At 65.2% G+C, this 25060-nt stretch carries 25 protein-coding genes, 5 tRNA genes and 1 pseudogene; 15 read left to right on the forward strand and 16 right to left on the reverse strand.

Annotated features, from left to right (window positions below; genetic code table 11):
• Positions 1-9: 9 nt before the first annotated feature.
• A complete protein-coding gene (locus M2299_RS03405; RefSeq protein ID WP_099784589.1) occupies positions 10-249 on the forward strand; it encodes a hypothetical protein in 240 nt (79 codons plus the stop codon).
• A gap of 32 nt (positions 250-281) precedes the next feature.
• On the opposite strand, the gene M2299_RS03410 is transcribed toward M2299_RS03405, so the two are convergent.
• Both M2299_RS03410 and M2299_RS03415 read right to left on the reverse strand, forming a co-directional pair.
• Positions 282-572, reverse strand: a complete 291-nt coding sequence (locus M2299_RS03410; protein WP_099784588.1) for a putative quinol monooxygenase — start codon at positions 570-572, stop codon at positions 282-284.
• A 52-nt stretch (positions 573-624) separates the two neighbouring features.
• Positions 625-1712, reverse strand: a pseudogene (locus tag M2299_RS03415) (DUF5694 domain-containing protein).
• 160 nt (positions 1713-1872) lie between these two features.
• Between M2299_RS03415 and M2299_RS03420 the strand changes: the two are divergent.
• Positions 1873-2166, forward strand: a complete 294-nt coding sequence (locus tag M2299_RS03420) for a hypothetical protein (RefSeq protein ID WP_025879246.1) — start codon at positions 1873-1875, stop codon at positions 2164-2166.
• A gap of 256 nt (positions 2167-2422) precedes the next feature.
• Entirely contained in the window at positions 2423-4258 is a 1836-nt protein-coding gene (locus M2299_RS03425) for a methyl-accepting chemotaxis protein (RefSeq protein ID WP_099784582.1), read from the forward strand.
• A gap of 657 nt (positions 4259-4915) precedes the next feature.
• On the opposite strand, the gene M2299_RS03430 is transcribed toward M2299_RS03425, so the two are convergent.
• On the reverse strand, positions 4916-5158 hold the full coding sequence (locus tag M2299_RS03430; RefSeq protein ID WP_032976177.1) for a hypothetical protein: 243 nt from the start codon (positions 5156-5158) through the stop codon (positions 4916-4918).
• Here M2299_RS03430 and M2299_RS03435 point away from each other — a divergent pair.
• A complete protein-coding gene (locus M2299_RS03435) occupies positions 5157-6242 on the forward strand; it encodes a retropepsin-like aspartic protease (RefSeq protein ID WP_280883910.1) in 1086 nt (361 codons plus the stop codon). The genes M2299_RS03430 and M2299_RS03435 overlap by 2 nt on opposite strands.
• Before the next feature lie 103 nt (positions 6243-6345).
• Here M2299_RS03435 and M2299_RS03440 read toward each other — a convergent pair.
• A tRNA-Leu gene (locus M2299_RS03440) sits at positions 6346-6431 on the reverse strand.
• 138 nt (positions 6432-6569) lie between these two features.
• On the opposite strand from M2299_RS03440, the gene M2299_RS03445 reads away from it, so the two are divergent.
• Complete coding sequence (locus tag M2299_RS03445; protein ID WP_025879243.1) at positions 6570-6950, forward strand: response regulator; 381 nt, start codon at positions 6570-6572, stop codon at positions 6948-6950.
• A gap of 9 nt (positions 6951-6959) precedes the next feature.
• Here M2299_RS03445 and M2299_RS03450 read toward each other — a convergent pair whose 3' ends face one another.
• Positions 6960-7916, reverse strand: a complete 957-nt coding sequence (locus M2299_RS03450) for an SOS response-associated peptidase family protein (RefSeq protein ID WP_170919579.1) — start codon at positions 7914-7916, stop codon at positions 6960-6962.
• A gap of 78 nt (positions 7917-7994) precedes the next feature.
• On the opposite strand from M2299_RS03450, the gene M2299_RS03455 reads away from it, so the two are divergent.
• Entirely contained in the window at positions 7995-8411 is a 417-nt protein-coding gene (locus M2299_RS03455; protein WP_280883876.1) for a GNAT family N-acetyltransferase, read from the forward strand.
• Between the two features lie 63 nt (positions 8412-8474).
• On the opposite strand, the gene M2299_RS03460 is transcribed toward M2299_RS03455, so the two are convergent.
• The 5 genes from M2299_RS03460 to M2299_RS03480 form a co-directional block, all read right to left on the reverse strand.
• A tRNA-Glu gene (locus M2299_RS03460) sits at positions 8475-8550 on the reverse strand.
• Positions 8551-8599: 49 nt separating this feature from the next.
• A tRNA-Ala gene (locus tag M2299_RS03465) sits at positions 8600-8675 on the reverse strand.
• A gap of 182 nt (positions 8676-8857) precedes the next feature.
• Positions 8858-8933 (reverse strand) — tRNA-Glu (locus M2299_RS03470).
• Between the two features lie 53 nt (positions 8934-8986).
• Positions 8987-9062, reverse strand: a tRNA-Ala gene (locus M2299_RS03475).
• Positions 9063-9204: 142 nt separating this feature from the next.
• A complete protein-coding gene (locus tag M2299_RS03480) occupies positions 9205-9603 on the reverse strand; it encodes a MerR family transcriptional regulator (RefSeq protein WP_280883877.1) in 399 nt (132 codons plus the stop codon).
• 183 nt (positions 9604-9786) lie between these two features.
• Between M2299_RS03480 and M2299_RS03485 the strand changes: the two genes are divergently transcribed.
• The 8 genes from M2299_RS03485 (at position 9787) to M2299_RS03520 (ending at position 19793) form a co-directional block, all read left to right on the forward strand.
• Positions 9787-10854, forward strand: a complete 1068-nt coding sequence (locus M2299_RS03485) for a helix-turn-helix domain-containing protein (RefSeq protein WP_025879239.1) — start codon at positions 9787-9789, stop codon at positions 10852-10854.
• An 85-nt stretch (positions 10855-10939) separates the two neighbouring features.
• Entirely contained in the window at positions 10940-11743 is an 804-nt protein-coding gene (locus tag M2299_RS03490; RefSeq protein WP_223485921.1) for a TlpA disulfide reductase family protein, read from the forward strand.
• Positions 11744-11773: 30 nt separating this feature from the next.
• On the forward strand, positions 11774-12616 hold the full coding sequence (gene dsbG, locus M2299_RS03495) for a thiol:disulfide interchange protein DsbG (protein ID WP_032975238.1): 843 nt from the start codon (positions 11774-11776) through the stop codon (positions 12614-12616).
• 520 nt (positions 12617-13136) lie between these two features.
• Positions 13137-14579, forward strand: a complete 1443-nt coding sequence (locus tag M2299_RS03500) for a DcaP family trimeric outer membrane transporter (RefSeq protein ID WP_280883878.1) — start codon at positions 13137-13139, stop codon at positions 14577-14579.
• A 78-nt stretch (positions 14580-14657) separates the two neighbouring features.
• Positions 14658-16010, forward strand: coding sequence for an arginine/agmatine antiporter (gene adiC, locus M2299_RS03505; RefSeq protein ID WP_025879235.1), 1353 nt, complete (start codon positions 14658-14660; stop codon positions 16008-16010).
• Between the two features lie 20 nt (positions 16011-16030).
• A complete protein-coding gene (locus tag M2299_RS03510) occupies positions 16031-18319 on the forward strand; it encodes an Orn/Lys/Arg decarboxylase N-terminal domain-containing protein (RefSeq protein ID WP_025879234.1) in 2289 nt (762 codons plus the stop codon).
• A 28-nt stretch (positions 18320-18347) separates the two neighbouring features.
• Positions 18348-19250: a cation diffusion facilitator family transporter gene (locus tag M2299_RS03515; RefSeq protein WP_100436479.1), complete on the forward strand. Its 903-nt coding sequence runs from the start codon at positions 18348-18350 to the stop codon at positions 19248-19250.
• A 108-nt stretch (positions 19251-19358) separates the two neighbouring features.
• Positions 19359-19793 (forward strand): RidA family protein, encoded by a 435-nt coding sequence (locus tag M2299_RS03520; protein ID WP_099784571.1) that lies wholly within the window; start codon positions 19359-19361, stop codon positions 19791-19793.
• Here the strand turns inward: M2299_RS03520 and M2299_RS03525 are convergent.
• The 6 genes from M2299_RS03525 to M2299_RS03550 form a co-directional block, all read right to left on the reverse strand.
• Positions 19790-20503 (reverse strand): energy transducer TonB, encoded by a 714-nt coding sequence (locus M2299_RS03525; protein ID WP_280883879.1) that lies wholly within the window; start codon positions 20501-20503, stop codon positions 19790-19792. The genes M2299_RS03520 and M2299_RS03525 overlap by 4 nt on opposite strands.
• Before the next feature lie 326 nt (positions 20504-20829).
• On the reverse strand, positions 20830-21369 hold the full coding sequence (locus M2299_RS03530; protein ID WP_280883880.1) for a hypothetical protein: 540 nt from the start codon (positions 21367-21369) through the stop codon (positions 20830-20832).
• The gene (locus tag M2299_RS03535; protein WP_280883881.1) at positions 21366-21920 is read right to left on the reverse strand and encodes a hypothetical protein; all 555 of its coding nucleotides are present in this window, start codon (positions 21918-21920) and stop codon (positions 21366-21368) included. Before M2299_RS03535 ends, M2299_RS03530 begins: the two co-directional genes overlap by 4 nt.
• An 85-nt stretch (positions 21921-22005) precedes the next feature.
• Positions 22006-22230: a hypothetical protein gene (locus M2299_RS03540; protein WP_025879228.1), complete on the reverse strand. Its 225-nt coding sequence runs from the start codon at positions 22228-22230 to the stop codon at positions 22006-22008.
• Positions 22215-22928, reverse strand: coding sequence for a glutamine amidotransferase (locus tag M2299_RS03545; RefSeq protein WP_099842814.1), 714 nt, complete (start codon positions 22926-22928; stop codon positions 22215-22217). The genes M2299_RS03540 and M2299_RS03545 overlap by 16 nt, the downstream gene beginning before the upstream one ends.
• A complete protein-coding gene (locus M2299_RS03550; protein ID WP_099784555.1) occupies positions 22925-23698 on the reverse strand; it encodes a YggS family pyridoxal phosphate-dependent enzyme in 774 nt (257 codons plus the stop codon). The genes M2299_RS03545 and M2299_RS03550 overlap by 4 nt, the downstream gene beginning before the upstream one ends.
• Positions 23699-23773: 75 nt before the next feature.
• Between M2299_RS03550 and ptsJ the strand changes: the two genes are divergently transcribed.
• A complete protein-coding gene (ptsJ, locus tag M2299_RS03555; protein ID WP_033831384.1) occupies positions 23774-25057 on the forward strand; it encodes a transcriptional regulator PtsJ in 1284 nt (427 codons plus the stop codon).
• The last annotated feature ends 3 nt before the right edge of the window (positions 25058-25060 follow it).

Consider the following 25060-nt stretch of genomic DNA (forward strand, 5'->3'; position numbering starts at 1 on the left):
GAAAACAACATGACGTCCTGGAACCCGAGTGCAGTCCGTGCTTATGCGCCGGCCGTTGTCGGCTGGTCCCTGGCTCTCTCCGGCTGGCTCCGGCTGGAGCAGCTGCGCAACGACCAGCAGGCCCGGATGCTGGTCCCCGTGGTGCAGTGGGGCGTGGCGCTGATGCTGCTGGTCACCCTGGGCTGCATCGTCGCCACCAGCCTGGTGCTCTGGCGCGCTGCGCGTCGTGATGCGCGGCAACGCCCTTGATCTGCACGCAGCGCAGGGCAGGCGGCGGACGGCTACAGCGCAGCCGGATCCATCAGCAGGAACGTGCCCGGACTGCGCTGGTGCGCGTCGATCAGGGGAACCAGGCGGCGGAAGTGCTCGGTTGCGCAATGGGTGTCCAGCGCTGCGCGATCCGGCCATTGCTCAATGAATATGAAGTGGCCGGGATCCTTCTGGTCGACGAACAGGTCGTAGGCGATGCACAGAGGTTCGCTCCGCGTGCAGGCAACCAGCTCGCGGTATAGCGGCAGGACGATTTCGACCGCTTCAGGATGTATGAAATCCTCGGCGATGACCTTGAGCATGCTGGAACTCCCGTGCAGGAAACGCAGCATTGTAGGCGCGCGCCGCAGGGCCTCAGCGCAGCACCTCTTCGGCATCCACCAGCTGCACGTCGTGCATCATGTGAGGTAGGCCTCGTAGTAGCCTTTGTGCGAAGCGCCAACGATGGCCAGCAGGCGCGTTCCCGGGCGCTGGCCCAGCACTTCGCGGATGTTGGCGACCATGCGCAGGTTGCGGGTTTCCCAGTAGCCCACATAGTTGCGGCCAAAGCCCTGGGGTGAGGGTTCGACCAGCGCAGCACCGAAATCGGCCTGGTAGGCCTGCAGGCCGACGCCGGGGCGGTTGTAGGCGCGATACAGGTCCAGCACGCCATCGACCTTGCCGATGTTGGCATACAGCGGCTCGTCGGCGTCCCGCCGTGCGTTTGCGTGCGGATTGTCCCAGGCCGACATGATCGCTTCGCGTGCTGCTTTCTCGTCCTTGGGCGGGGTTGGCGAATCGGCGGTGTGGTCGTCCACTGCCCACAGGCGCTCCAGTCCCAGCCGGGCAGCGAGGACTGCGGCCACCAGGTTGGTTTCATTGCGACGGGTCAGGCTTTTGTCGAGAATCTCGACCAGCGCAGCATCCAGCCCGTCGCCGGCGACGCGCTCCTGCACAGGCAGGCGCAGCCATTGCACCTGCGCCGATCCGCGCTCGCCAGCGGCCAGGAACACCGCGGTCAGATGTCGACGCTGCGCGGCTGTCGGGCTTGCCGGCCATGCCGACAGCAGGCGCCCCATCTCGGCGTTGGCGCTGGGCACGTCGAGGCCGGTGGCGACGCGGGCCTCATCGGTGTCGTAGCAGTAGGTTTCAACGCTTTCGGCATAGCGGCTGGGATTGCGACGCATGAAGTCGCACTGCAGGCCGGACAGGTTTTCGGTGGCAATCGCCTGCGGGCGCCAACGCGCCAGGCGCTGCAGCAAGGGCTCCAGCATGGTCGGCTCGAAGGCCTTTGGCAGTTCCGACAGATGTGCTGTCCCAAGCACCAGTACTTCGTTGTGGCGACCGGCGGGTGGCCCCTTCAGCTGGTCGGGATGGAAGCTGGGACGGAAGCCCGCGTCGCTGGCCAATGCGCCTGCGCTGCAGAGACTGAGGATGATGATGGCGTTCAAGCGTCGAAGCATGCTGCCTCCCAGGAAAAATCCATTCAGTGGGCACATGCTGCCGGCAGTGCGCAGGCAAGGGATGTCCCGATGGTCATTGCAACCTTCTGCGTGCCTGCCGCATCCCCTTTCCGTCAGCGCTGGTCCAGAATGGTGGCTGGAAGACTTCCGGAAGCGCGTCATGGATGAAATCGCCACCATCGTAGCCGCGGGTGCCGTGCTGGGTGCACTGGCCGGCTGGATCGGGCCGGGGAGGTGGCGGTGGCAGCTGTTGCGGCTGGCACCGTTGCTGCTGGTGCCGTTCGCGCTGTACATCCTCGCCACCCGCAGCTGGATCCTGGGCGGAGGCGGGCCGCTGGCGGGGCCGTCCCTGCTGGTCGTCTGCGGCAGTCTGGGCTACCTGCCGGCGGTGCTGGCAACGATGCTGCTGCGCTGGGTTCTGCGGCGCGCTGCCGACCAGGGGCTGGCCCCCTAAAGTTGCTGGCCGTCGCGCCGTTACCTTCTCTGGAGCCCGCTGCAGGCTCCCGCCGCCCGACCCGAGGCTGCCTCCGATGCGCGGCCCGTGCCGTGTGCCTCGCCGCTGTTTGATGACGATCGCAGCTGCCGTACTGTTTTCTGCCAGTCGCTCGAGTGACGCCGGTCGGCGTCTGCACGTCCCAGGCAATCGAAGTTGCCGCCGGGCATCCCGCCCGGCGGGTCGCAACCGCTACCCGGACACCGAGGATCAGACGATGCTTATTTCAGGCTCCATGGAAGGTGCTCAGGCGCCGGTCGAAGTGCTCACCCGTTGGTCTCCCCTGCGCGCGCTGCGGGGGGTGTTGGGCAGGCAGCGCCGCGCCACGGAGGTGGCCGAGCAGCATCGGCGGCACGTCGAGCTTGAGGCCCAGGTGGCCGCATTGCACCGGGTGCAGGCGGTCATCGAGTTCGCCCTCGACGGCACCATCCTGCAGGCCAATGACAACTTCCTGCAGGCAGTGGGATATCGCCTGGATGAGATCCAGGGCAGGCATCATTCCCTGTTCGTCGATCCCGAGGACGCGCGCAGTACCGGATACCGCGACTTCTGGGCGCGGCTGGGCCGCGGTGAGTTCGATGCAGGTCAGTACCGGCGCTTCGGCAAGGGGGGGCGCGAAATCTGGATCCAGGCCTCCTACAACCCGGTGCTTGACCAGCACGGTCGGCCGTACAAGGTGGTCAAGTTCGCCACCGACATCACCGCGCAGAAGCAGCAGGCGGCCGAATCGGCGGGGCAGCTGGCCGCCATCGACAAATCGCAGGCGGTCATCGAGTTCAGCATGGATGGCCGCATCCTGGCGGCCAATGCGAACTTCCTGGCCGCCACCGGCTATACGCTGGAAGAGGTGCGTGGCCAGCATCATTCGCTGTTCGTCGAGCCCGACTACCGGGCCAGTGTCGAGTATCGGCGCTTCTGGGAAAAGCTCGGCTCCGGCGAGTACGACGCAGGCCAGTACCGGCGGCTGGGCAAAGGTGGTCGTGAAGTGTGGATCCAGGCGTCGTACAACCCGATCCTTGATGCCGGTGGCCGGCCGTTCAAGGTTGTCAAGTACGCCACCGACATCACCGCACAGGTGCATGAGAGCCAGGCCATGCAGCGCGCCGTCGCGCAGACGCGCGAAGTGGTGGCGTCGGCAAAGGAGGGCGACCTGACCCGGAGCATCGGCATGGCCGACAAGACGGGCCCGATCGCCGAGCTATGCGGTGGCGTCAACGCGCTGGTCGAGGCGATGGCGGCCATCATCGGTCAGATCAAGTTCGCCGCAGACACCATTGCGGTCGGTGCGAGCGAGATCGCCGAAGGCAACAACGACCTTTCCCAGCGTACCGAACAGCAGGCTGCCTCTCTGGAAGAAACCGCCGTGTCGATGAAGGGGCTGGCCGAGACCGTGCAGCGCACCGCGACCAACGCGCGCCAGGCCAGCCAACTGGCCGGCGGCGCCGCCGATGTGGCCGCACGGGGTGGCCAGGTGGTTCATGACGTGGTCTCGACGATGGAGGTGATCAATGCTTCCTCGCGTCGCATCGTCGACATCATCGGTGTGATCGATGGCATTGCCTTCCAGACCAACATCCTGGCATTGAACGCGGCGGTGGAAGCGGCGCGTGCCGGTGAGCATGGTCGTGGTTTCGCCGTGGTTGCCACCGAGATCCGCGAGCTCTCGCATCGCTCGGCGGGTGCGGCAAAGGAGATCAAGCAGCTGATCGATGCGTCTGTTGCCAACGTCGGTGCCGGAACGGCACAGGTCGAGAGCGCCGGCCGGACCATGGACGAGATCGTGGTCGACGTGCGTCGCGTCAGCGACCTGATGACCGAGATCAGCGCGGCTGCGCAGCAGCAGAGCGATGACATCCAGCAGATGAACCACGCGGTGGATCTGATCGATCAGGGCACGCAGCAGAATGCAGCGCTGGTGGAAGAGGCCTCAGCGGCCGCGCGCAGCATGGAAGAGCAGTCTTCGCAGCTGCTGCAGACGGTGGCAGGGTTCCGTGTGCACGCGGGGGCAGGGCATGGCCATGGCGTGCATTCCCCGGCGCTGCGGGTGGTGTAGGGCGCCGGCCCGCGCTGGCTTATGGGGCGGCGCCGGCCGACCCGGCCAACGCAACGGTGGCTTGCTCTGGAACGGCAGTAAACTCCGGGATCGCCCGTCTCTGCTCAGTCACCGTGTCCCTATCGGCAGCGCGTGGTCGACGTTCTCGACGATCTACCCAGGTACCTTGATGGCTGGGAAGGGCCTACCCAGGCACCGGACTGATTCATGAGTCCGCTCTGGCGGCCAAGGTGTGATCGCACTCGACCAAGCGGGCGTTGCTGACGGCTTGGCGCCCTCCGCATTGGGCACAAGCGAGCAGCGTACCGCCCGGTATGGATTGGAGGTCGGGGCCTGTCGAGTGAGTGACGTGCTGGCAACTGTTACACCGGACGCTGATGGCGATGACGCTTTGGATGTTCCCCTGCTGATCGCGCATCGGGTCGATGTTGAGAACGTAGAAAAGACCTGTGTCTGGCATGGCCGTGTACCGAAGACTCAATGCATGCTGCAGGGTGGAGCGGGTTGATCTTGTGACGAGAGTGCGGATTCAGCAAGAGTCTTGGAGCTGAAGCGCTATGGATTCTGCCTAAACGGACAGGCTGAGGGCGCTGGTCGAACCTTACGCCATCGCCGCTTGATCAAGCAGGACCGGTCAAAGCGCTGGACGCCCGAGCGTCAAACGTTCTTCTGCAGAAAGTCTGCGAATCTGGCCAGGCTGATAGCCTGCCGATTGGGGCACTTGGGGCAACTGAGAATTGCGCCACCGGGGAGATCGATCAGGCCTTCGTTGGGCCGCCCGGTGAACCGGCACGAGCATTCCAGACAACGACACACCACCTGGGTTACCTGCAGCAGACGGCCGCTGTCGTCTTCCTGCCCGAAAACATCGCTGAGGAGGAACAATCCGGTGTCGGCCATGCTCGAATCCTTAACGCCCGTTTTCCATGGAGCCGAAGTCTACAGCTTCCTTGATGCCGGAGTTTTGCGTTATACGCCGGCTCGCGATCGCGGCCAAGCCAAGCTTCGCATTAAACCATTTGGCCCGGTGGCGCATCCAAGGCGGAGCATGGACTCATGCCTTGCCCAACGGAAACTGCCAATGTCCAGGATCTGCCGTATCCGGTTTCTTGCCCTTCTCGCGGTGACTGCCCTTTGTGGTGCTCCTGCCGTCTCCGCGGAGACCATCGCGATCCCGTTCGAGCTGGGCAAGGACCATCGAATATATGCCGAAGGCACGATCAATCATTCGCGCCCCCTCCGTTTCCTGGTGGACACGGGGGCGGACGGTATGGCCGTGTCGGTCGCTACAAGCGAACTGGCTGGTATGAAAATCGACGATCAATCCGAAAACACCGGCGCGGACGGCACGACGTTGGTTGACTACAGTACGAACAACACGGTTGCTCTCGGCGATGCCAGCAGAACGTTGGGCGCCGCAGTAATCGACTACCAGAATCGGCCCTTCGATGCAGTTCTCGGCTGGAAATTCTTCGAGGGGAGCGTTGTCGAGATCGACTACGACAAGAAGACCCTGTTCGTGCATGGCACTTTGCCCAGCACGGCGGGATACACCAGGATGAACACGCGATGGATCGACAACATTCCCGCTGTCGAAGTGACGTTGCATGCGGAGAACGCATCACTCCAGGCGTGGCTCTCTTTGGATACCGGCAGCAACGGGACCATCGACCTGGGGTATTCCTACAGTTCCCGACACAACCTCCAGGATGTTCTTACGAAGAAGATCGGAACGTCACAGTTCAGTGGGAGCGCAGGCAGGAAGATCCGCGCGGTCGACGTTCGCGTTCCCTCGGCGGATATTCAGGGGATTCGTCTGGACCAGCCCAAGGTGTCTTTCACCATCGACGAAGACGGCTCCAGTGGCGATGGCACGATCGGAAGTGAAGTTCTTCGGAATTTCAACATCCTGCTGGACACCAAGACCGGCGACGTCTATCTGCGTCCCAACGGGAGGGCGGTGCTGCAGCAACTGCGGCGGTGACAGGACGATCGAGAGGGGAAGTGGGGAGGAGAATTGGCCGGAGTCGGCTGATTCACGACTCCATTCCGCCATTCCTTCTGGAAGCCTCGCGTTGCAAGGCTTGTGGTGCCGGTGAAAGGACTCGAACCTTCATGGGGTCACCCCCGGCTGATTTTGAGTCAGCTGCGTATACCATTCCGCCACACCGGCAGCAGCGGGCTAGTGTACCCGAGCCGGGCGGGCGTTCATAGAGGTGCGGGCGAACGGGGCCGAAATGGCTTCAAATTGTCGGTATCGGCCGACTGCTGGCTATACTGGCAACGCTTAACAGGCACGGAGCGATAGCCTATGTCAGCGTTGCAGGACCTGCGGGTGCTGGTAGTGGAGAACGACGAGATGAGTGCGGCGCTGCTGCAGATGCAGCTGGTGCATTCCGGTGCTCTGGTCGTTGGTCTTGCCGCGTCCGTTGCCGAGGCACTGCGCCTGCTGGAAGAGGCCAGCCCTGACGTGGCCCTGCTGGATTACCGGTTGGCCCACAACGAGACCAGTGAACCGGTCGCTGCGGCGCTGGCCGCGCGCGGGGTGCCGTTCGTGCTCGCCACCGGCATGACTGCCGAACAACTGCCAGTCGCGATGCGATCGGGGGTGCTGTTGATCAAGCCCTATCTGTCGGCGGAGCTGTCCAAGGCATTGGTCCGCGCAGTGGGGCGTTCCAGCGCCAACGCCTGATCCGACTGCTCAGGCGGCTTCTTCGTAGACATAACGGATCTCCTCGCGGTCGTCGAGGATGGCGTACTGCGCCGCCAGGTTGTCCGGGTCCGGGTTGAGCCATGCGTCCAGATGCTCGGCGCGGATCGGCAGTACGCCCCGGTCATGGCCGGCAGCGGCAACATCGATTGACGGTCCATCGGTGATGGTGGCGAACGACAGCAGGCGTCCTTCCGGGCCCTCCCATTCCGCCCACAGGCAGGCCAGCAACAAGTCGCGCGGCGGATCAGGGCGGAACTCCAGCACCACGTCCTGTTCCTTCTCGTCGTTGTGCAGGGTGCGGCCGGCAATGGCGTGGCGAGGAACGTGCTCGTAGAAGGCCTGTACCACCACCACGCCGTGGCGCAGTCCGAAGGCCCCGCGCCAATAGCCTTCCAGGCTGTCCCGCCGCGCATTGTAGGTGCCGGGATAGAGGACATCGTTGCGCGCGGGCTTGTCCGGAAGCCGGCATTGATAGCGCATCGGCTTGATCACGCGCCGGCCATTCTCGCTGACCATCACCGGCGCGTAGGTGCCAGGAAAAATACGGTTGTCGCGTGGCAGCAGCTGTTCCCGATGCAGGTCGTCCAGCCGTGCCTGCGCGCGGTCGATGCGGTTGCCGGCAACGCGCAGGTCATTGCGCGCTTTCTGCGTGGGACGGGTGGCCAGGGTTGCATTGGCGATGTCGCGACGCTCAAGCTGCCGCTCCAGCTCAGCCTGCAGCTGTTGCCGCTCCTGTGCATGCCATTGCTGGATCTTCGCCACGATGTCGCGGCCCAGTTCGGTGCGCGCACCGGCAAATCCGTCGTCCATCGCTTTCGGCGTTTTCGGTCGTTTCTTGCCGGGATCATGCGCATAGAGTTCGGCGAACTCCTCCAGGGAGAGGACGGCGCCGAACTCGCGCACCAGCTTGGCGTAGTCGGCGCGGATCAGGGCGGAATAGCACATGGGACTCTGCCGGAAGATGGGTCGCAGCGGCTGCGACGTGGATGCGGCAGGATAGCTCGACCTTCCAGGAGACGTTGCATGAATGATCCAGAGACGATCCATTTCCGTCAGGCGGTGCCGACGGTTGAGGACTACTGCCAGCTGCGTGCGCTGGCCGGGCTCAGTGCAAAGACCCAAGAGGCGGCGACGCGGGCATTGCCCAATACCGTTTTCGGTGTCTGTGCCTACCAGGGCAGCGAGCTGGTAGCGATGGGCCGGATCATCGGCGATGGTGGTTGCCACCTGCAGGTCTGCGATATCGCCGTGCTGCCGCGCCTGCAGGGGCAGGGTCTGGGCAAGGCGGTGATGCAGCGTCTGAGCGACTGGATGCAGGGCAACCTGCCGCCGTCGGCGTATGTGAGTCTGTTGGCCGATGGCGAGGCACATCGGCTGTATGCGCAGTTTGGCTTTGCGGCGACCGCGCCAGCCTCGATCGGCATGTATCGCCGGTTCTGAAACGCGGTCACCAGGGAATCGCAGGCAAAGAAAAACCCCGGCCGAAGCCGGGGTTTCAAAGATTGGCGTCCCCACGGGGATTCGAACCCCGGTCGCCACCGTGAAAGGGTGATGTCCTAGGCCTCTAGACGATGGGGACGCACGAAAAACTTCAAGTTGTAGAACTTTCGACGGCCTAATGCCGAAAGTGGTGGAGCCAAGCGGGATCGAACCGCTGACCTCCTGCATGCCATGCAGGCGCTCTCCCAGCTGAGCTATGGCCCCGTGTTACCGAGCCGCCTATCATACCTGCCTGTTCACATTTGTGGAAGCTTTTTTTGAAGCTTTTTCATCGAATCGTTCATTGCCACAAGGGCAGGAGCGTTCCGACGCCACAACCTGAATGCCGGTGGGCGGTGAACAAAAAAGACCCGGTTATCGGCCGGGTCCTCGTTGTTCATGATGAGTGGCGTCCCCACGGGGATTCGAACCCCGGTCGCCACCGTGAAAGGGTGATGTCCTAGGCCTCTAGACGATGGGGACGCAGATCTCATCAATGTTCTTTGCGACCTTTCGACGGCCTAATGCCGAAAGTATGGTGGAGCCAAGCGGGATCGAACCGCTGACCTCCTGCATGCCATGCAGGCGCTCTCCCAGCTGAGCTATGGCCCCACGTCGCTGAGGAGCGAAATAATAGCCGTGCCCCCGGGGGTTGGCAAGCGCTTTGTTGCACTTTTCTACACATGGCGCGCGATGGCGCGGAGGCGATTTCCGCCTGCCAGGCAGCACATGTGTCGACGCAGACGCCAGGCGCTCAGTGGTCTTCGCCGGTCAGCGCGGCCAGGATCGGGCACTGGTCGAGCGCGCCATGTCCGGGGCAGGCATCGACCAGTTGCGAGAGGGCGCCATGCATGCGCTGCAGTTCGGCCATCCGCAGTTCGATGTCCTGCAGTCGAATCCGCGCGGTGTCACGCACGCTGCCCATGTCCTGCGGAGGATGATCGCTGAGGGAAAGCAGTTCACCGATCTCGTCGAGGCTGAAGCCCAGAGTCTTTGCCCGGCGGATGAAGCGCAGGCGTCGCAGATCCTGCTCGCCGAAGATGCGATAGCCACCTGCCGTACGTGCCGCGGTGGGCAGAAGCTGCTGACGTTCGTAGTAGCGGACGGTGTCGATGGGGACGCCGGCCTGGCGTGCCAACTGACCAATGTTCACGGCGGACTCCTCTGGACCTGCCGTGCATAGTCATCCCTGGACTCTGGTCAAGAGTCAAGGCTTTGCCTGCGTCGCCCATTCAGCACACTTTGCAACTTTCTTCATAGCCCCCGGGGCAAAGCAATTCCTACCCTCAACCTGAACCGGCCGCTCGACGGCCTGAACCGGAAGAGGAGGTGGGGAGTGGAGGGAATCAGCAACGAAGGATTCGTCGAGGTTGCAGTGGTTGAATACCCCGGAGGCGACCCGTCGGCTGCATCGGTGCTTGCCGAAATGGCGCACGTCGCCAATCGTCTGGCGCAGCAGCAGCGACGGCCCTGCAAGCGGGTGCTGGTCACCCGCTGGATTGTGCCTGCCAGCAATACCGGCGTGCATCGCATTGCCGGTGCCGAAATGCTGGACGCGGCAATTCCCGCAGTGATCGCCTTGCCGGGCCAGGTCAGTTCCGGTGCGTCGCTGCGCGCCGAGGATGTCCTGCTGGACTGGTTGCGGGCCCACTACGACGGCGGCAGCCTGCTGGCCGCCGCAGGTGACGGGGTCAGTGTGCTGGCACGGGCGGGTCTGTTGACGGGGCGCACGGTGTCAGGCCCTGACCTCAACCGCCATCCGGCGCTGCAGGTGCAGGTTGGCGGCTGGGCACCCAGTGAGCGTGCACTCGTCGATGATGGCGATCTGCTCACCGTGGGCGGGGCCCAGGCCTGGCGCTTCCTCGGTCTGCGCCTGCTGTACCGGCTGCACGGCCAGGGCGTGGCCAGCGCGGTGGCACAGCAGTTGGGGATAGTGGTGCCGGTGGGGATCCAGCAGGATCTCGAGCGATTCAGTGCCAACTTCGCCCATGGTGACCGTGACGTGCTGAAGGCGCAGCGCTGGCTGCATACCACGGCTGCACGTGGGGCGACGCTGGGGGCAATCTGTGAGATCTCCGGCCTGGAACCGCGGACCCTGCAACGCCGTTTCCTGAAGGCGACCGGGCTGCGGCCCATCGAGTACTGCCAGCGACTGCGCGTGGCCAAGGCGCAGACGTTGCTGCAGCAGGGCGCCAGCATCGACGAAGTTGCCTGGGGGGTGGGCTACGCTGATCAGAGCGCATTCCGCCGGCTGTTCCTGCGCATCGTCGGCATGACGCCCGCCAACTATCGTCGCCACGTCAGCAATAAACGCCGCGACCGTCCGCTGACGCCTGCCGTGGCCGGCAGTCTGCGGGGGCTGCGCGCCTCGCCGGGCACGCAGCTGGGGCGCAACGCCGCTTGATGAACGCTGTTGGATGCGTCGTGCTTGCATCGCAGGCACGACGCTTTGACCATGCGGGTCTATGCAGGCGAGAGCAGGTGAGCTGATGTCGAGTGTTGGGCCGGTGCCGATGCCGGTGGTGTTGATCCTGATCTTCCTGTTGCTGGCGATGGCCATTGCGCGGTTCTGGTCGCGTGCTGAGCCTGGCCAGGCTCGGCCACCTGCAGCCGGGATGGTGCTGGACATGCTGCTGGTTGGCCTGCTGTGTGGCCGGCTGTCCTTTGTTGCCGCGCATTTCAGCCTTTATCGTGAAGCTCCCTGGAGCGCGCTGCAGATTGCCGATGGTGGGTATCACCTGCCCGTTGTGATTGGCGCTGGATTTACCTGGGCGCTGTGGCGACTGCGCAGGCATCGCGCGTTGAGGGCGCCGGTGCTGGCAGGTGCGCTGGCCGGGCTGCTGCTGTGGGGCGGTGCAAGCCAGGGGCTCGCGTACTGGCAGGCAAAGCAGATGCCCCTGCCGACACTGCAGGTGGTCGACCTGCAGGGCAGGGCGATCGACCTGCAGCAGTTTCATGGCAGGCCGCTCGTGCTGAATCTGTGGGCCAGCTGGTGCGGCCCGTGTCGCCGGGAGATGCCGGTACTGGCGACGGCCCAGCAGGAACATGCCGATATCCAGTTCGTCTTCCTCAACCAGGGCGAGACCCTTGCCGAGGTCCAGACCTTTCTAGCCGCTGAACACATCTCGCTGGGCAACGTCCTGCTGGATGAGTCATCGGCTGCCTCTACCTCGCTGGACGTCCGGGCTTTCCCCTCCACGCTCTTCTTCGACGCGCAGGGGCGGTTGCAGGAACTGCATCTCGGCGAACTGACCCAGGCCGGTCTTGAACACAAACTGCGCCGGCTGCGGTAGCCTGCGCTGGCATCCCACTACGGAGTTTCCATGTTGTCGATTTCCCCGCGCATCGCGCATACGCTGATGCTGCCGGCCATGCTGGCGCTGGCTGCCTGCAGCCAGGCACAGACCCCACCGGGCAAGGGTGCCGCTGCACCGGCAACGGCTTCGGCAACGGCAGCCGCCAGGAAGGGTGAGTTGCCAGCTGTCCTGAAGGGCATCGAGAAGCATGGCTTCGAGGTGGTCTCCGAGTTCGACGCGCCGGGCGGCCTGCGCGGCTTTGCCGGCATGGTTGGTGGCCAGCAGCCGGCGGCGGCTTACGTGACCGCCGATGGCAAGCATGTGCTGGTGGGTAGCCTGTTCGACGCCGAGGGCAACGAAGTTGCAGCCGAGACGCTGGAGAAGCTGGTTGCCGCGCCGATGTCGGCAAAGATGTGGAGCAAGCTGGAGGCCAGTGCCTGGGTACGCGATGGCAAGGCCGATGCGCCGCGCGTGGTGTACACCTTCAGTGATGCCAACTGTCCTTACTGCCACAAGTTCTGGGAGGCGGCACGGCCCTGGGTGGACGCAGGAAAGGTGCAGTTGCGCCACATCATGGTCGGCGTGATCCGCGAAGACAGTCCGGCCAAGGCGGCGGCGATCATGGCCGCGCGCGATCCCAGTGCGGCACTGCTGGAGAACGAGCATCAGTTCGATCGCGGTGGCATCAAGCCGCTGCCCAGCATCAGCCGGGACATCGCAGCCAAACTGGATGCCAACCAGGTGCTGATGGTGGAGATGGGCTTCCAGGGTACGCCCGGCATCCTGTTCCAGGATGCGCAGGGCCAGGTGCAGCGACGTGCCGGCCTTCCGCAGGGCAACGATCTGCAGGCGGTACTCGGCCCACGCTGAGGCCCCCGGGCTGCTGAACCGAGTGACAGGCCCACATGGCGACATGTGGGCCTGTTGCTTTCTGCGACAGTCCCGGCGAAGAGGGCTGCGCACGTCATGAACAGATGTCACGTCTGAATCGTGACTGACATCAAGCATTTCGCTTTGATCCCAATCAAGGCCAAAAACGACAGTCGAACTAGCCTTGGCGCATGGAATACAGCGTCACTGCGCTATGGATGCCGCACACGTCATGCCCTCGAGAGGGCGTGCGCGCAATGCCATTCACGACATTCTCACCCAGCGCTTGTTACCCAGACCCCTGCGGTCGCCACCCCTTCGGCAGCGCTGCCGCAGTGGAAGCGACTCCGGCGCTGTCCGGGCAGGTGGGGCAATGTCATCGCCCTGTTGCCTGCATCGCGCAGGCTGGCGACGGTCGTCGACGCAGTACCCGCATTTCCAGCAACGGCTCGTTGAGGTCGGGGCGGCGCACGCGCGCTGCTCGGCCGCGCGGCGGAAGTTCCAGTCCGGGGAGGATGCAATGCGCTTGGCGGTACTGAGTATGGGGTGCCTGACGGCGATGGCAGCGATGCCGTTGCACGCACAGGATGATGCGCAGGCATTGCGTCGGGAGATCGACGCGATGCGGCAGACGCTGCAGGGCATGCAGCAGCGTCTGGACCAGCTTGAACGACGTGAAGAGCGTGCGGCTGCGGCTCCCGTTGTACTGCCGACGCCGACGCCCACTGCATCGCAGGCGACCACGACGGTGTCAACCGCCAGCGGGATCCTGCACCCGACCCAGGTTCCCGGCGTGTCGCCGACCGTGCTGCCACAGCGTGAGTCGGTGGCCGATCCGTCAACGGCGGCCTCGCGCCCGGACAGCGCCGCCGGCCCGACCGATCCGGACCTGAAAGGCTTCTTCGCCATTCCCGGCACCGACACCGTGATCCGCATCGGTGGCTATGCCAAGCTCGATGCGATTACGGATTCGCGCGGCGCAGGGGACGAGGATCAGTTCATTCCCTCGTCGATGCCGGTGGGCGGCAGCCATCGCGATGTTTCGAACTTCAACATCCACGCCAAGCAGACGCGTTTCAGTTTCGAGGCGCGGCGGCCGACCACCCATGGCAACCTGCGCTTCTATCTGGAGAATGACTTCTTCGGCAGCAGCGATGGCTATCAGTTCCGCCTGCGCCATGCCTATGGCCAGCTTGGCAACACGTACGCGGGTTACGGGTATTCCAGCTTCATGGACCCGGACAGCCTGCCCGACACGCTGGATTTTGCTGGACCCGGCGGCGCCGGTTACCTGCTGGTGGCCGGCATCCATCACAGCTTTGCACTGGGCAAGGGCAACACCCTGACCCTGGCCGCCGAAGACCCGGACACCGAGCTGGCCGGCGCCAGCGATGCGATGGCGGCGGTCAATCGATTGCCGGATGTGAGTGCCATCGCGCGCATGGAGCGTGACTGGGGCCACCTGCAACTGGGCGTCGTGGCGCGCAATCTTGCCTACGACGGCGATGCCCGCCGTGACCGCGTCTTTGCCGGTGGCGCGCAGCTCAGTGGCTCGGCCTCGGTGGGGGAACGCGATCTGTTGCTGTTCGGTGCGCTGGGCGGCCGCGGCCTGAGCCGCTATACCGCCGATCTCACCGGTTCCGGTCTTGACGCCGTGGTAGGTGCCGATGGACGCATCGATGCGCTGGACCTGCACGGTGGCTTCGTCGGCTATACCCACTACTGGTCGGATCTGTGGCGCTCGAACCTGATCTACGGTCAGCTGACACTCGAGCGCAATGCGGCGCTGCCGAGTGATGCATTCCGACAAAGCCGCTATGGCGTGTTCAACCTGATCTGGAGCCCGGCACCGTCGTGGACGATGGGCATGGAACTGCTGTACGGCCGCCTGCAGCAGCAGAGCGGAGCACGCGGCGACACGGTCCGAGTGCAGGGCAGCCTGCAATACAACTTCATCAAGTAAGCGCCAGCGGCAGCACGCCAGCGCAGCCATTCCCCACGCCCGGGTTCACCGGGCCCATGCCAGGTACAGGAGATTGTCATGGCAGAAGCAAAGAAAATCGGGGTGGTCGGAGCCACCTTCCTCGTCGCCGGCAACATGATGGGCTCAGGGGTGTTCCTGCTGCCCTCCAGCCTGGCCAAGATCGGTACCGCCTCGATATGGGGGTGGCTGATCACCACGGCCGGTGCGCTGCTGCTGGCCTTCGTGTTCGCCAAGCTCGGCAAGCTGGCGCCCAAAGCGGGTGGCCCGTATGCGTATGCACGCGATTGGTTCGGTCCCTACATGGGCTTCCAGACCAACACCATCTACTGGTTCGCCAACTGGATCGGCAACGTTGCCATTCCCATCGCGGCGGTGGGCTACTTCAGCTACTTCTTCCCGATCCTGTCCGAACCGCTGGTGCGCTGCATCGCGGTGCTGATCCTGGTGTGGGCGTTGAGCTTTGCCAACATGATCGGACCGGCGTTCGTCAGCCGCGTGCAGACGGTCACCACCAGCTTCGCGCTGGTGCCGATCCTGGGTATCGCCATCTTCGGCTGGTTCTTCTTCGATGCCGACATCTTCAAGGGGGCCTACAACGTCTCCGGCGAGTCGAACTTCGGTGCGATCTCCAGTGCTGCGGCACTGACCCTGTGGGCCTTCATCGGCGTCGAGTCGGCCTCGGTCACGGCCGGCGTGGTTGAAAACCCGGAGAAGAACGTGGCCCGCGCCACCCTGGCCGGTGTGTTCCTGGCCGCCATCGCCTACATCGCCAGCTCGTCGGTGATCATGGGCATGGTGCCCAATGGCGAGCTGCAGGTGTCTGACGCGCCGTTTGCACTGGCGGCGGCCAAGGCCGTCGGGGGCTGGGGTGGTGCGCTGGTCAGCCTGTGCGCCTTCATCGGCGCCGCAGGTTCGCTGGGCGGCTGGATCCTGCTGACTGCGCAGAGCGCCAAGGCGGCCTCCGATGATGGCCTGTTCCCGAGCATCTTCAGCAAGACCAACAAGGACGACGTGCCGGTCAAGGGCGTGCTGATCGTGGCCGTGCTGATGACCCTGGCGGTGCTGGTGACCTCCACCTCGAAGACGGCCTCGGCCCAGTTCGACGTGATCACTTCGGCGGCGGTCGTGCTGACGCTGCTGCCGTACATCTATTCGTGCGTGGCCTGCTACTTCGTGGTGGAGCGGTCGCACACGCTGGTGCACACCGGTGCGTTCTGGACCCTGACCAGCCTGACGGTCGTGTACTGCCTGTGGGCGATCTACGGCTCGTCGGGAACGATCGTGCAGTACGCCTTCCTGTTCGTGCTGTTCATCACCGTGTTCTATCCCTTCTTCAGCGAGGAGCGTCGCCAGCAGCGGCAGCGTTCCCGCGAGGCGGCGGCAATTTCGTCCGGCGCCCAGCGTTCCTGAGTTAGACAAGGAGAATCAACGTGTATTTCAAGTCCCTGGATTATCCGGTCATCGTCATTGACGGTGACTACGACTCGCCGCGCATCGGCGGCATCCTCATCCGTGCGCTGGTGGAAGAGCTGCGCAGCAATGACCAGCGCGTGCTGTGCGGCCTGAACCTGGACGATGCCCGTGCCGGCGCCCGTACCTATGTGGCCGCTTCGGCGGTGCTGATCTCGATCGACGGCAGCGAGGAGGTCGATGGCGAGTTCCAGCGCCTGACCGCCTTCCTGCGCGAGCAGAGTGCGCGCCGGGCCAACCTGCCGGTGTTCCTGTATGGCGAGCGCCGTACCATCGAGAAGGTGCCGAGCAAGCTGCTCAAGTACATCCACGGCTTCATCTTCCTGTTCGAAGACACCAAGAGCTTCATCTCGCGGCAGGTGATGCGTGCGGCCGAAGACTACATGCAGAACCTGCTGCCGCCGTTCTTCAAGGCGCTGATCCACCACGCGGCCGAGTCGAACTATTCCTGGCATACGCCGGGCCATGCCGGCGGCGTGGCGTTCACCAAGTCACCGGTCGGGCGCGCCTTCCACCAGTTCTATGGTGAGAACACGCTGCGCAGCGATCTGTCTATTTCGGTGCCGGAGCTGGGCTCGCTGCTGGACCACACCGGCCCGATCAAGGAGGCCGAGGACGAGGCCGCGCGCAACTTCGGCGCCGACCACACCTTCTTCGTCACCAACGGTACGTCAACGGCCAACAAGATCGTGTGGCATGGCACCGTGGCCCGCGGCGACGTGGTGTTCGTCGACCGCAACTGCCACAAGTCGCTGCTGCATTCGCTGATCATGACCGGCGCGGTGCCGGTGTATTTCACGCCCAGCCGCAACGCGCACGGCATCATCGGTCCGATCAGCCTGGACCAGTTCACCCCGGAAGCCCTGCAGCAGAGCATCGCGGCCAATCCGCTGGCCAGCCAGGCTTACCAGGCCGGTTCCAAGCCGCGTATCGCTGTGGTGACCAACTCGACCTACGACGGCCTGTGCTACAACGCCGAGAAAATCGCCGAGGAGATCGGCAGCGCGGTCGACTTCCTGCATTTCGATGAGGCCTGGTACGCCTATGCCGCGTTCCATCCGTTCTACGAGAACCACTACGGCATGGCCAAGGGCAAGCCGCGCGAGCAGGATGCGATCATCTTCACCACTCATTCCACGCACAAGCTGTTGGCCGCGTTCTCGCAGGCCTCGATGATCCACGTGCGCAATTCGGCCAGCCGCGACCTGGACGCCGAACGCTTCAACGAATCGTTCATGATGCATACCTCGACCAGCCCGCATTACGGCGTGATCGCGGCGTGTGATGTTGCCTCGAAGATGATGGAAGGGGATGCGGGGCGTTCGCTGGTGCAGGAAATGCATGATGAGGCGATCGCCTTCCGCCGGGCGATGCTGCATGTACGCGACGATCTGGGCCGCGATGACTGGTGGTTCAGCGTGTGGCAACCGACAAAGGTCGAGCGCAGCCTGGACAAGGGCGATACACCGGCGCCGCTGGTCGCCAAGCGCGAGGAGTGGTACCTGCAGCCCGATGCGCATTGGCACGGGTTCGAGAACCTGGTCGATGACTATGTGCTGATCGATCCGATCAAGGTGACCCTGTTGACACCGGGCCTGTCGATGGACGGCAGCATGGGCAAGCTGGGCATCCCGGCTGCGGTGCTGAGCAAGTTCCTGTGGGGCCGCGGCATCACCGTGGAGAAGACCAACCTGTATTCGGTGCTGTTCCTGTTCTCGATGGGCATCACCAAGGGCAAGTGGAGCACGCTGGTTACCGAGCTGATGGCGTTCAAGGAGCTGTACGACCGCAACGCGCCGCTGACCCAGGCGCTGCCGTCGCTGGCCGCCGACTATCCCCATGCCTATGCCGGCTGGGGCCTGCGTGACCTGTGCGACGCATTGCATGCGTTCAACCAGGAGTTCGCCGTGGCCAAGGTGATGCGTGAGATGTACGTGGACCTGCCGACGCCGGTGATGACCCCGGCCGATGCCTACAACCACCTGGTGAAGGGCGAGATCGAGCGGGTCGACATCGAGCAGATCAGCGGCCGCATCGCTGCGACGATGCTGGTGCCGTATCCGCCGGGCATCCCGACGATCATGCCGGGCGAGCGCTTCGGCGACCGCGACGAACCGATCATCCAGTCGCTGCGCATCGCCCGCGAGCAGAACGCGCGCTTCCCGGGCTTCGAGTCGGATGTGCATGGCCTTATCATCGAGCGCGATGGCGACGTGCCGTCCTACAAGGTGGAGGTGCTGAAGGCCTGAGCCGGTACGGTCGGCCCTTCGGCGAACGATGGATACCGCGCGCGAGCAACGCATCCTGAAGTTCTCGATCGGGGTCACCGTGGCGGTCAGCGCGGTCGGCTTCATCGGTGGCCTGCTGGTGGGATCGCAGGCCATCCTGTTCGACGGCATCTACAGCCTGGTCGACGTAGCCCTGACCCTGGTGTCGTTGTCGGTGCTGCGGTTGGTGGCGCGGGAGCACAGCCCGCGCTTCCAGTACGGCTATTGGCACCTGGAGCCGATGGTCGAGGCGCTGGGCGGGGTGATCCTCTCGCTGGCCTGCGTGTATGCGCTGGCCAACGCGGTGATCGGCTTGACCACCGGCGGGCACGAAGTGAAGTTCGGACCGGCGCTGTGGTGGGCGGCGCTGCTGAGTGCCAGCAACCTGGGCATGGCCGCGTTCGTGGCCCAGCGTGCCCGCAGGCTGCAGTCGGCATTGCTGTGGCTGGATGTGCGCGGCTGGTTGCTGGGGGGCTTGATGAGCCTGGCGGTGGTGCTGGCCTTCGTATTGGCGCTGGTGCTGCATGGTGGCCAGTGGCACCACTGGGTGCCCTATCTGGATTCGATCGTACTGGCGTTGATCAGCCTGGCGGTGTTGCCGGTGCCGGCGCGCAGTGCGTGGAGGGCCATGCGTGAAGTGCTGCAGGTGGCGCCCGATGACCTGGACGAGCGCGTGCAGCAGGTGATGCAGGCATTCGTGGCCGAGCATGGCTATGCCGGCTTCACCAGCCATGTGGCGAAGATGGGGCGGATGCGCTTCATCGAGATCCACATCCTGACGTCGCCGTCGACTCCGCTGGGCACGGTGGGTGAGGTGGATGCGATGCGCGATGAGATTGCAGTGCGGTTGGACGCGCGAAGCAGCACGTTCTGGCTGACGATCGATTTCACCGCGGATCCGGCGTGGACCTGATCCTGCCGATCGTTGCGTGCGTTGGACCGCTCTGTTGCAGGTAATCGGTTTGACCTCAACAGCAGTTGAGGTCGCAGACTGCGTCGCATTCCCCACGAGGCATGCGGTATGAACCTGCTGACCACCCCGGACTTCAGCCATGGCCTGCTGGATCTGTTCGATCCGCCCGGCCTGCACGACCCCAGTGCCAACGGATATTCGCATGTGGCGGTGGTACGACTGCCAGCGCGTGTGATCCATATCGCCGGACAGGGAGGCGAGGACGACCAGGGAAGCCTGTCGCCGAGCTTCGAGGAGCAGGTGTCGCAGGCACTGGACAATCTGCAGACCGCGCTGCGGTCGGCGCATGCGGATCTGGCCGATGTTGCACGGCTGCGGATCCTGGTGGTCGACCACGACGAGGATCGCCTGGGCATCATCGCCCGCCAGGTGCGGAGACGTTGGGCCAATCGCCCAGCGCCGACCTGCACGTTGATTCCGGTGCCGCGGCTGGCGTTGGACGGAATGCTGTTCGAGATCGAGGCAGAGGCCTACAGCGCTTAGCGCAGGTAGTACTCCACCGGCACCACCAGTTCCTGCGGAGCTGGCAGTTCTTCTGGAATCCGGGGCAGAGGCTGCGCGCGGCGGAATGTCTGCAGCGCGCTTTCATCCAGCATCGGCTGTCCACTGGACTGTTCCAGGCGCAATGCCTGCAGGTGGCCGTCGCGGTCGATGCTGGCCCTGACCCATGCGGTGCCCTGCTGGCGCCGCGACCTCGCTGCGGCGGGGTAATAGCGGTAACGCTCCAGCCGCGCCATCAGGCGGGCTTCCCACTGGTCGCTGGCGGCGCCGGCCTGGAAGTCCGCCGGTGGTGCGTCCGGAGCGGGCGGTGCGGCCGTGATCGATGCCGGTGCGGAACGGGCATCGGTCGCGGCCGCAGGTGGGGCCACGGGCAAGGGCTGGTGGCCGTCGCCATTCTTCTCGCTGGCGGCGAGGTTGCCCTCGGGTGCCGCCGTGGCCCGCGGTGGTGGGGGTGTTTTCCGCGCCTCGGCTGCCCGCGATTGCTGGGCCTGGCTGAAGCGTTCGGACTGCAGTTCTTCCACCGGCTGCGGCGGCGTGGCTGGCGCCAGCAGGCGCAGGCTGATGCGCACGTCCTGTTCCGGCGGCGGCTGCAGCGGCGGGGTGGACATCCAGTGGACGAACAGCAGCAACGGCAGCAGGTGCAGCCCGATGCTGATCGTCACCGCTTGCCAGTGCTGCCGACGCTCACTCATCGCTGACTACCCCGGACGGGTCGGCGACGTCGGCAGCGAGCAGAGGGCCAGTGACCGCATCAGCACCTGAGGCAAAGCTGTGTTGGATGAGTTTGCGACGGACGTGGGCGTGCAGCGGCCGGTAGCGGGCTGCGCACAGCTGCGCGACATCCGTCGATTCGACAGGCATGGGCACGGGGCGGGCGACGGCTGGGGAAGGGAACAGCCCGCGGCGGCAAGGGCAGCGGCGCCACGTTACAGTAAAGAAGAATCATTTGCATCTGTGCTTGTGTGCGCCCGTCCTGCGGTAGTGCCACGCGGGCGTGCGCTGGCACGCGTAGAGCGGGCTATGGCGAGCGCGCGGCGCGTTCCATCTGCAGCAGCAGGCGGTGCGCGGGGAACATGCGCAGGCTGGGGTAGCGGGCGCGGTAGTAGGCATTCCAGTAACTGGCAGCGCGCTGTCGGCAGAGGTCGAAGAATGCGCGGTTCTCGCCAATGAGCGCGGCATAGCGCTGCAGGCCGGTCTGTTGCGCCGGGATCGCCACGGCCGACGCGACCTCGTCCACGTACTCCCCCAGCAAGGCCAGCTGGAAGGCATGCACCCAGGGCATCGGCGAGGGACCCAGCGTCTCGATCGCACGTTGCCGTACATGTCCGTCACAATGGCGCGAGAGCAGGCAGAGGCAGAGGGCGCGCGCATCGCCCTGCAGATGGGATGCGAGCCGGAACAGGTCCGCGGCGTCGGCGTAAATACGATAGGGGAACCGCAGCGGCTCTCCCCCGAGGACGAGGCGGCGTTCACCATTGCCCGACAGGTTGTCGATCCGGCCCAGCCGTTGCTGGAGCTCGGTGCAGGTTGCCTGCAACGCGCGTGGAACGTTGATCAACGCGACGGTTCCGCCAGTGTGGTGCCGCGTTGGTCGCAGTGGATCTGCAGGCTCTCCGTGGCGTTGGGGTGCAGATCGAAGCCGCACCGCTGCAGTGCATCCTTGGCCGCTGCAACGGCGTCTGCATGACGGCTGACGCGGCGCTGCTGCCAGCGCAATGGAGTGAACACGCCCAGCGGAAGCAGGCGTACGCGCCGGCCGTGCAGGACCAGCGAGACATCCACATGGCGACCGTCCAGATCATGGCCGTTGGCGCCGAAAATGGCGTCGATCTCATCGTGGCGATGCCGATAGCAGCAGCGGAACACGGCGATGCCGAGCCGCCGTACCAGACGCCGGAAGCCTCCCAGCTTTCCCTGGCTGCATTCGAAGCCGCGGGTGACCAGCAGGCGCAGCGTGGATGGCAGCAGTGCCTGCGCATCAAGCAGGCACTGCAGGACCTCGGCCTCGAGGATGACCTGTGACGCGGGCCAGCGCGGGGCAATGCGCAGGCCGTCGATGGAGCCGCGTGACAGGGACAGTCTGGAGGTTGGCGGGAGGTGGTCTGGCATGGGCGCGTTCCTGCGGCATCGAGCGGGAACGACTCTACAGGACGTTGCGCAGCATGCGTTGAGTCAATGCCGCATCACCTGGGGATCAGAGATCGCGGTATTGGATCTGCGCGGCCAGCACGCGCAGGCCATCGGCAGTGCTGGAGAGGATGCGCTCCTCACCGATGCCCTTCTGCCGTTGCAGGCTGAAGCCTTCGGCGGCGGGCAGGCGTGCGGCGATGGCATCGATGCGTTGCAGCGCGTTGGGACCGTCACAGTCGAAATGGCCCCAGTGGATGCCATTGTGCTGGATGGTCAGGCGGTAGTGCATGGGCGGGTCTCCGGCAGATCGTGCAGCCACTGTTGGAACATCGCGGTCGCCGCGGCGGCGAGAGGCCCGCCGTAGCGGCGGGCCTGCGCGCGCAGGTCGATGGGATCGATGCCGGCCGCGGCCAGTTCCAGCGCGTGGCCGATCAGCCAGCGCTCGAACTGGCGCGCATCCAGTTCGGGATGGCATTGCAGGGCGAGTGCATGGTGGCCGATGGCGAAGGCCTGGTGGCGACAGGCGGGCGTACTGGCGAGGCGGCGTGCGCCCTCCGGCAGTTCGAAGGCTTCACCATGCCAGTGCAGCACCGGGATGCCCTGCAATGCCTGCAAAGGTGAGCGCTGGCCTTCATCGGTGAGCAGCAGCGGTGCGAAACCAATTTCCTTGCCGCCGGTGGGGGCAACGACCGCATGCAGTGCGCGCGCCATCAACTGGGCGCCCAGGCAGATGCCCAGCGTCGGCCGCTGTTGCTGCAGGCGACGCTGCAGCAACGCGATGCTGTCGGCGAGGAACGGGTAGGCCGCTCCATCGTTGACGCTGATCGGGCCACCCAGCACCACCAGCAGATCGGCATCTTCGGCTGCATCGAGTGCATCCACGCCGGCTTGCAGTGCATGTACCTGCCATCCCTGCGCGAGCAGCAGCGGACGCAGGGTGCCAAGATCTTCAAAGGCCACGTGCTGCAGGGCAACGGCGCGCTTCATGCCGGTGCTCCCGGGGTGGGCCAGTAGAAGCTGTCGGGCGTGGAGCGTGCACCGAAGATCGCCTGGCCAACGCGGACGACGGTGGCACCTTCCTCGATGGCGACTTCAAAATCACCGGACATGCCCATCGACAGCTGCGACAGGTCCAGGCCTGCCGGCGCCGCCTGCTGAAGCTGGTCGCGCAGCTCGCGCAGGCGCACGAAGCAGGCGCGTACGCGTTCCACCTCGGGGGTGAAGATGGCGAGGGTCATCAGGCCACGCACGCGCAGGCGGTCGAAGGCGGGCAGCTGCTGCACGAAGTCGGCCACCGCAGTCGGCTCCAGGCCGTATTTGCTGGGCTCGGCCGAGGTGTTGACCTGTACGAACACATCCAGCGTACGGTCCTCCAGCAGCAGGCGCTGCTGCAGCGCCTCGGCTACGCGCAGGCTGTCCAGCGCCTGGAACTCGCTGGCGAAGCGTGCGACGTACCGGGCCTTGTTGGTCTGCAGGTGGCCAATGACCGACCAGTGCAGGCCAAGGTCAGCCATGGCCTCGGCCTTGCGCTGCGCCTCCTGTACCTTGTTTTCCCCCAGCTGGTGGCAACCGGCGGCTACCGCCATGCGGATGCGTGCTTCATCGACGGTCTTGCTGACCGGTAGCAGGCGCACGCTGGCCGGATCACGACCGGCGCGGGCACAGGCGCTGGCGATGCGCTGGTGCACGGTGGCGAGATTGGCGGCGATCTGTTCGACGGACTGGGCGACGGGCCAGTCGGCGGCGGCGAGGGACATGGGGCACCTCCGGTGCGGGGTGGCCAGGGTGGGATACACTGGCACAGGACAAGAGATAGTTTGGCATAGGACAAAATGAAAATCACCGGAAACAGCGCCGAAGCGATCTTCGACAGCATCCGCGAGGGCATCGGTAGCGGCCATCTGGCGGCCGGCAGCGTGCTGCCGCCGGTGCGGGATCTGGCCGATCGACTGGGGGTCAACCGCAATACCGTAGCCGCTGCCTACAAGCGGCTGGACGCGGCGGGCCTGGCCAGTACGGCGGGACGTCGCGGCACCGTGGTGCGCGGCCTGCCGGCGACGATGGCACGCGAGGGCAGTGCACCGGGATTGGCCCTGCACGATCTGGCCGGCGGCAATCCGGATCCGCGCTGCCTGCCCAGCCTGCGGGTGGCTGCGACGTCCTCGCGCCTGTATGGGGTGGAGACGGTTGATCCACGCATGCAACGCCTGGCACGAGCCTCGCTGGATGCCGATTGCCCGCCGGGCTATGCGCTGGAACTGAGCCACGGCGCGGTCGATGGCATCGAGCGCCTGCTGTCGGCGTGGCTGCTGCCGGGGGACCGCATCGCGGTGGAGGATCCCTGTTTCCTGGGCAGCCTCAATGTCCTCGGTGCGGCCGGACACGTGCCGTTGCCGGTGGCGGTGGATACGCACGGCATGCAGGTGGAATCACTGCGGCAGGCGTTGGATGCGGGTGCACGCGCGGTGCTGCTGACCCCACGCGCGCACAATCCCACCGGTGCCAGCCTGGATGCGAAGCGTGCGCGTGCGCTACGCCAGTTGCTGGCCGGCTATCCGCAGGTGGCGGTGCTGATCGACGATCACTACGCGCTGCTCTCGCAGCAGAGCTATCACTCGGTGCTGCCGATGGACGGTCGGCGTTGGGCGCTGCTGCGTTCGTTGTCCAAGGCATTGGGCCCCGACCTGCGCGTGGCCTGGTTGGCCTGCGATGGGCAGACCGCGGTGCGCCTGCGCCTGCGCCTGGCGGCGGGCACCGGCTGGGTCAGCCATCTGCTGCAGGATGCAGCCAGTTCGGTATTGGAGTCGGCGCAGCAGCGGGCGAAGGTGGCTGCCGCCGGTGAGCGCTACCAGCAGCGGCTGCAGGGTCTGCAGGCCCTGCTGCAGGCGCGCGGGCTGCCGACACCGATGCCGATGGAAGGCTTGAATCTGTGGCTGCCACTGCCGGCCGACAGCACGCCGCAGGTGCTGGCGCTGGCGGCGCGTGGCTGGCATGTGCGTGGGGGTGAAGTCTTTGCGGTATCTGCACCGGCGCATGGGTTGCGCATCACCTGTGCGGCACTCGGCCCGCCGCAGCAACGTCGGTTGGCCGATGACCTGGCGGCGGTGATGCGCTGAGCG

This window comes from Stenotrophomonas sp. 1278, from assembly GCF_029892765.1.
Taxonomy (GTDB): domain Bacteria; phylum Pseudomonadota; class Gammaproteobacteria; order Xanthomonadales; family Xanthomonadaceae; genus Stenotrophomonas; species Stenotrophomonas indicatrix.

Bases quoted from the DNA above. Each gene is read 5' to 3' on its own strand.
- M2299_RS03430 (WP_032976177.1), bottom strand. From the start codon at position 5,158: ATGGCCGACACCGGATTGTTCCTCCTCAGCGATGTTTTCGGGCAGGAA.
- M2299_RS03525 (WP_280883879.1), bottom strand. From the start codon at position 20,503: ATGAGTGAGCGTCGGCAGCACTGGCAAGCGGTGACGATCAGCATCGGG.
- M2299_RS03405 (WP_099784589.1), top strand. From the start codon at position 10: ATGACGTCCTGGAACCCGAGTGCAGTCCGTGCTTATGCGCCGGCCGTT.
- M2299_RS03540 (WP_025879228.1), bottom strand. From the start codon at position 22,230: ATGCACTACCGCCTGACCATCCAGCACAATGGCATCCACTGGGGCCAT.
- M2299_RS03535 (WP_280883881.1), bottom strand. From the start codon at position 21,920: ATGCCAGACCACCTCCCGCCAACCTCCAGACTGTCCCTGTCACGCGGC.
- M2299_RS03490 (WP_223485921.1), top strand. From the start codon at position 10,940: ATGTCGAGTGTTGGGCCGGTGCCGATGCCGGTGGTGTTGATCCTGATC.
- dsbG (WP_032975238.1), top strand. From the start codon at position 11,774: ATGTTGTCGATTTCCCCGCGCATCGCGCATACGCTGATGCTGCCGGCC.
- ptsJ (WP_033831384.1), top strand. From the start codon at position 23,774: ATGAAAATCACCGGAAACAGCGCCGAAGCGATCTTCGACAGCATCCGC.
- M2299_RS03515 (WP_100436479.1), top strand. From the start codon at position 18,348: ATGGATACCGCGCGCGAGCAACGCATCCTGAAGTTCTCGATCGGGGTC.
- M2299_RS03455 (WP_280883876.1), top strand. From the start codon at position 7,995: ATGAATGATCCAGAGACGATCCATTTCCGTCAGGCGGTGCCGACGGTT.
- adiC (WP_025879235.1), top strand. From the start codon at position 14,658: ATGGCAGAAGCAAAGAAAATCGGGGTGGTCGGAGCCACCTTCCTCGTC.
- M2299_RS03500 (WP_280883878.1), top strand. From the start codon at position 13,137: ATGCGCTTGGCGGTACTGAGTATGGGGTGCCTGACGGCGATGGCAGCG.
- M2299_RS03450 (WP_170919579.1), bottom strand. From the start codon at position 7,916: ATGTGCTATTCCGCCCTGATCCGCGCCGACTACGCCAAGCTGGTGCGC.
- M2299_RS03420 (WP_025879246.1), top strand. From the start codon at position 1,873: ATGGATGAAATCGCCACCATCGTAGCCGCGGGTGCCGTGCTGGGTGCA.
- M2299_RS03445 (WP_025879243.1), top strand. From the start codon at position 6,570: ATGTCAGCGTTGCAGGACCTGCGGGTGCTGGTAGTGGAGAACGACGAG.
- M2299_RS03410 (WP_099784588.1), bottom strand. From the start codon at position 572: ATGCTCAAGGTCATCGCCGAGGATTTCATACATCCTGAAGCGGTCGAA.
- M2299_RS03545 (WP_099842814.1), bottom strand. From the start codon at position 22,928: ATGAAGCGCGCCGTTGCCCTGCAGCACGTGGCCTTTGAAGATCTTGGC.
- M2299_RS03435 (WP_280883910.1), top strand. From the start codon at position 5,157: ATGCTCGAATCCTTAACGCCCGTTTTCCATGGAGCCGAAGTCTACAGC.
- M2299_RS03520 (WP_099784571.1), top strand. From the start codon at position 19,359: ATGAACCTGCTGACCACCCCGGACTTCAGCCATGGCCTGCTGGATCTG.
- M2299_RS03425 (WP_099784582.1), top strand. From the start codon at position 2,423: ATGCTTATTTCAGGCTCCATGGAAGGTGCTCAGGCGCCGGTCGAAGTG.
- M2299_RS03550 (WP_099784555.1), bottom strand. From the start codon at position 23,698: ATGTCCCTCGCCGCCGCCGACTGGCCCGTCGCCCAGTCCGTCGAACAG.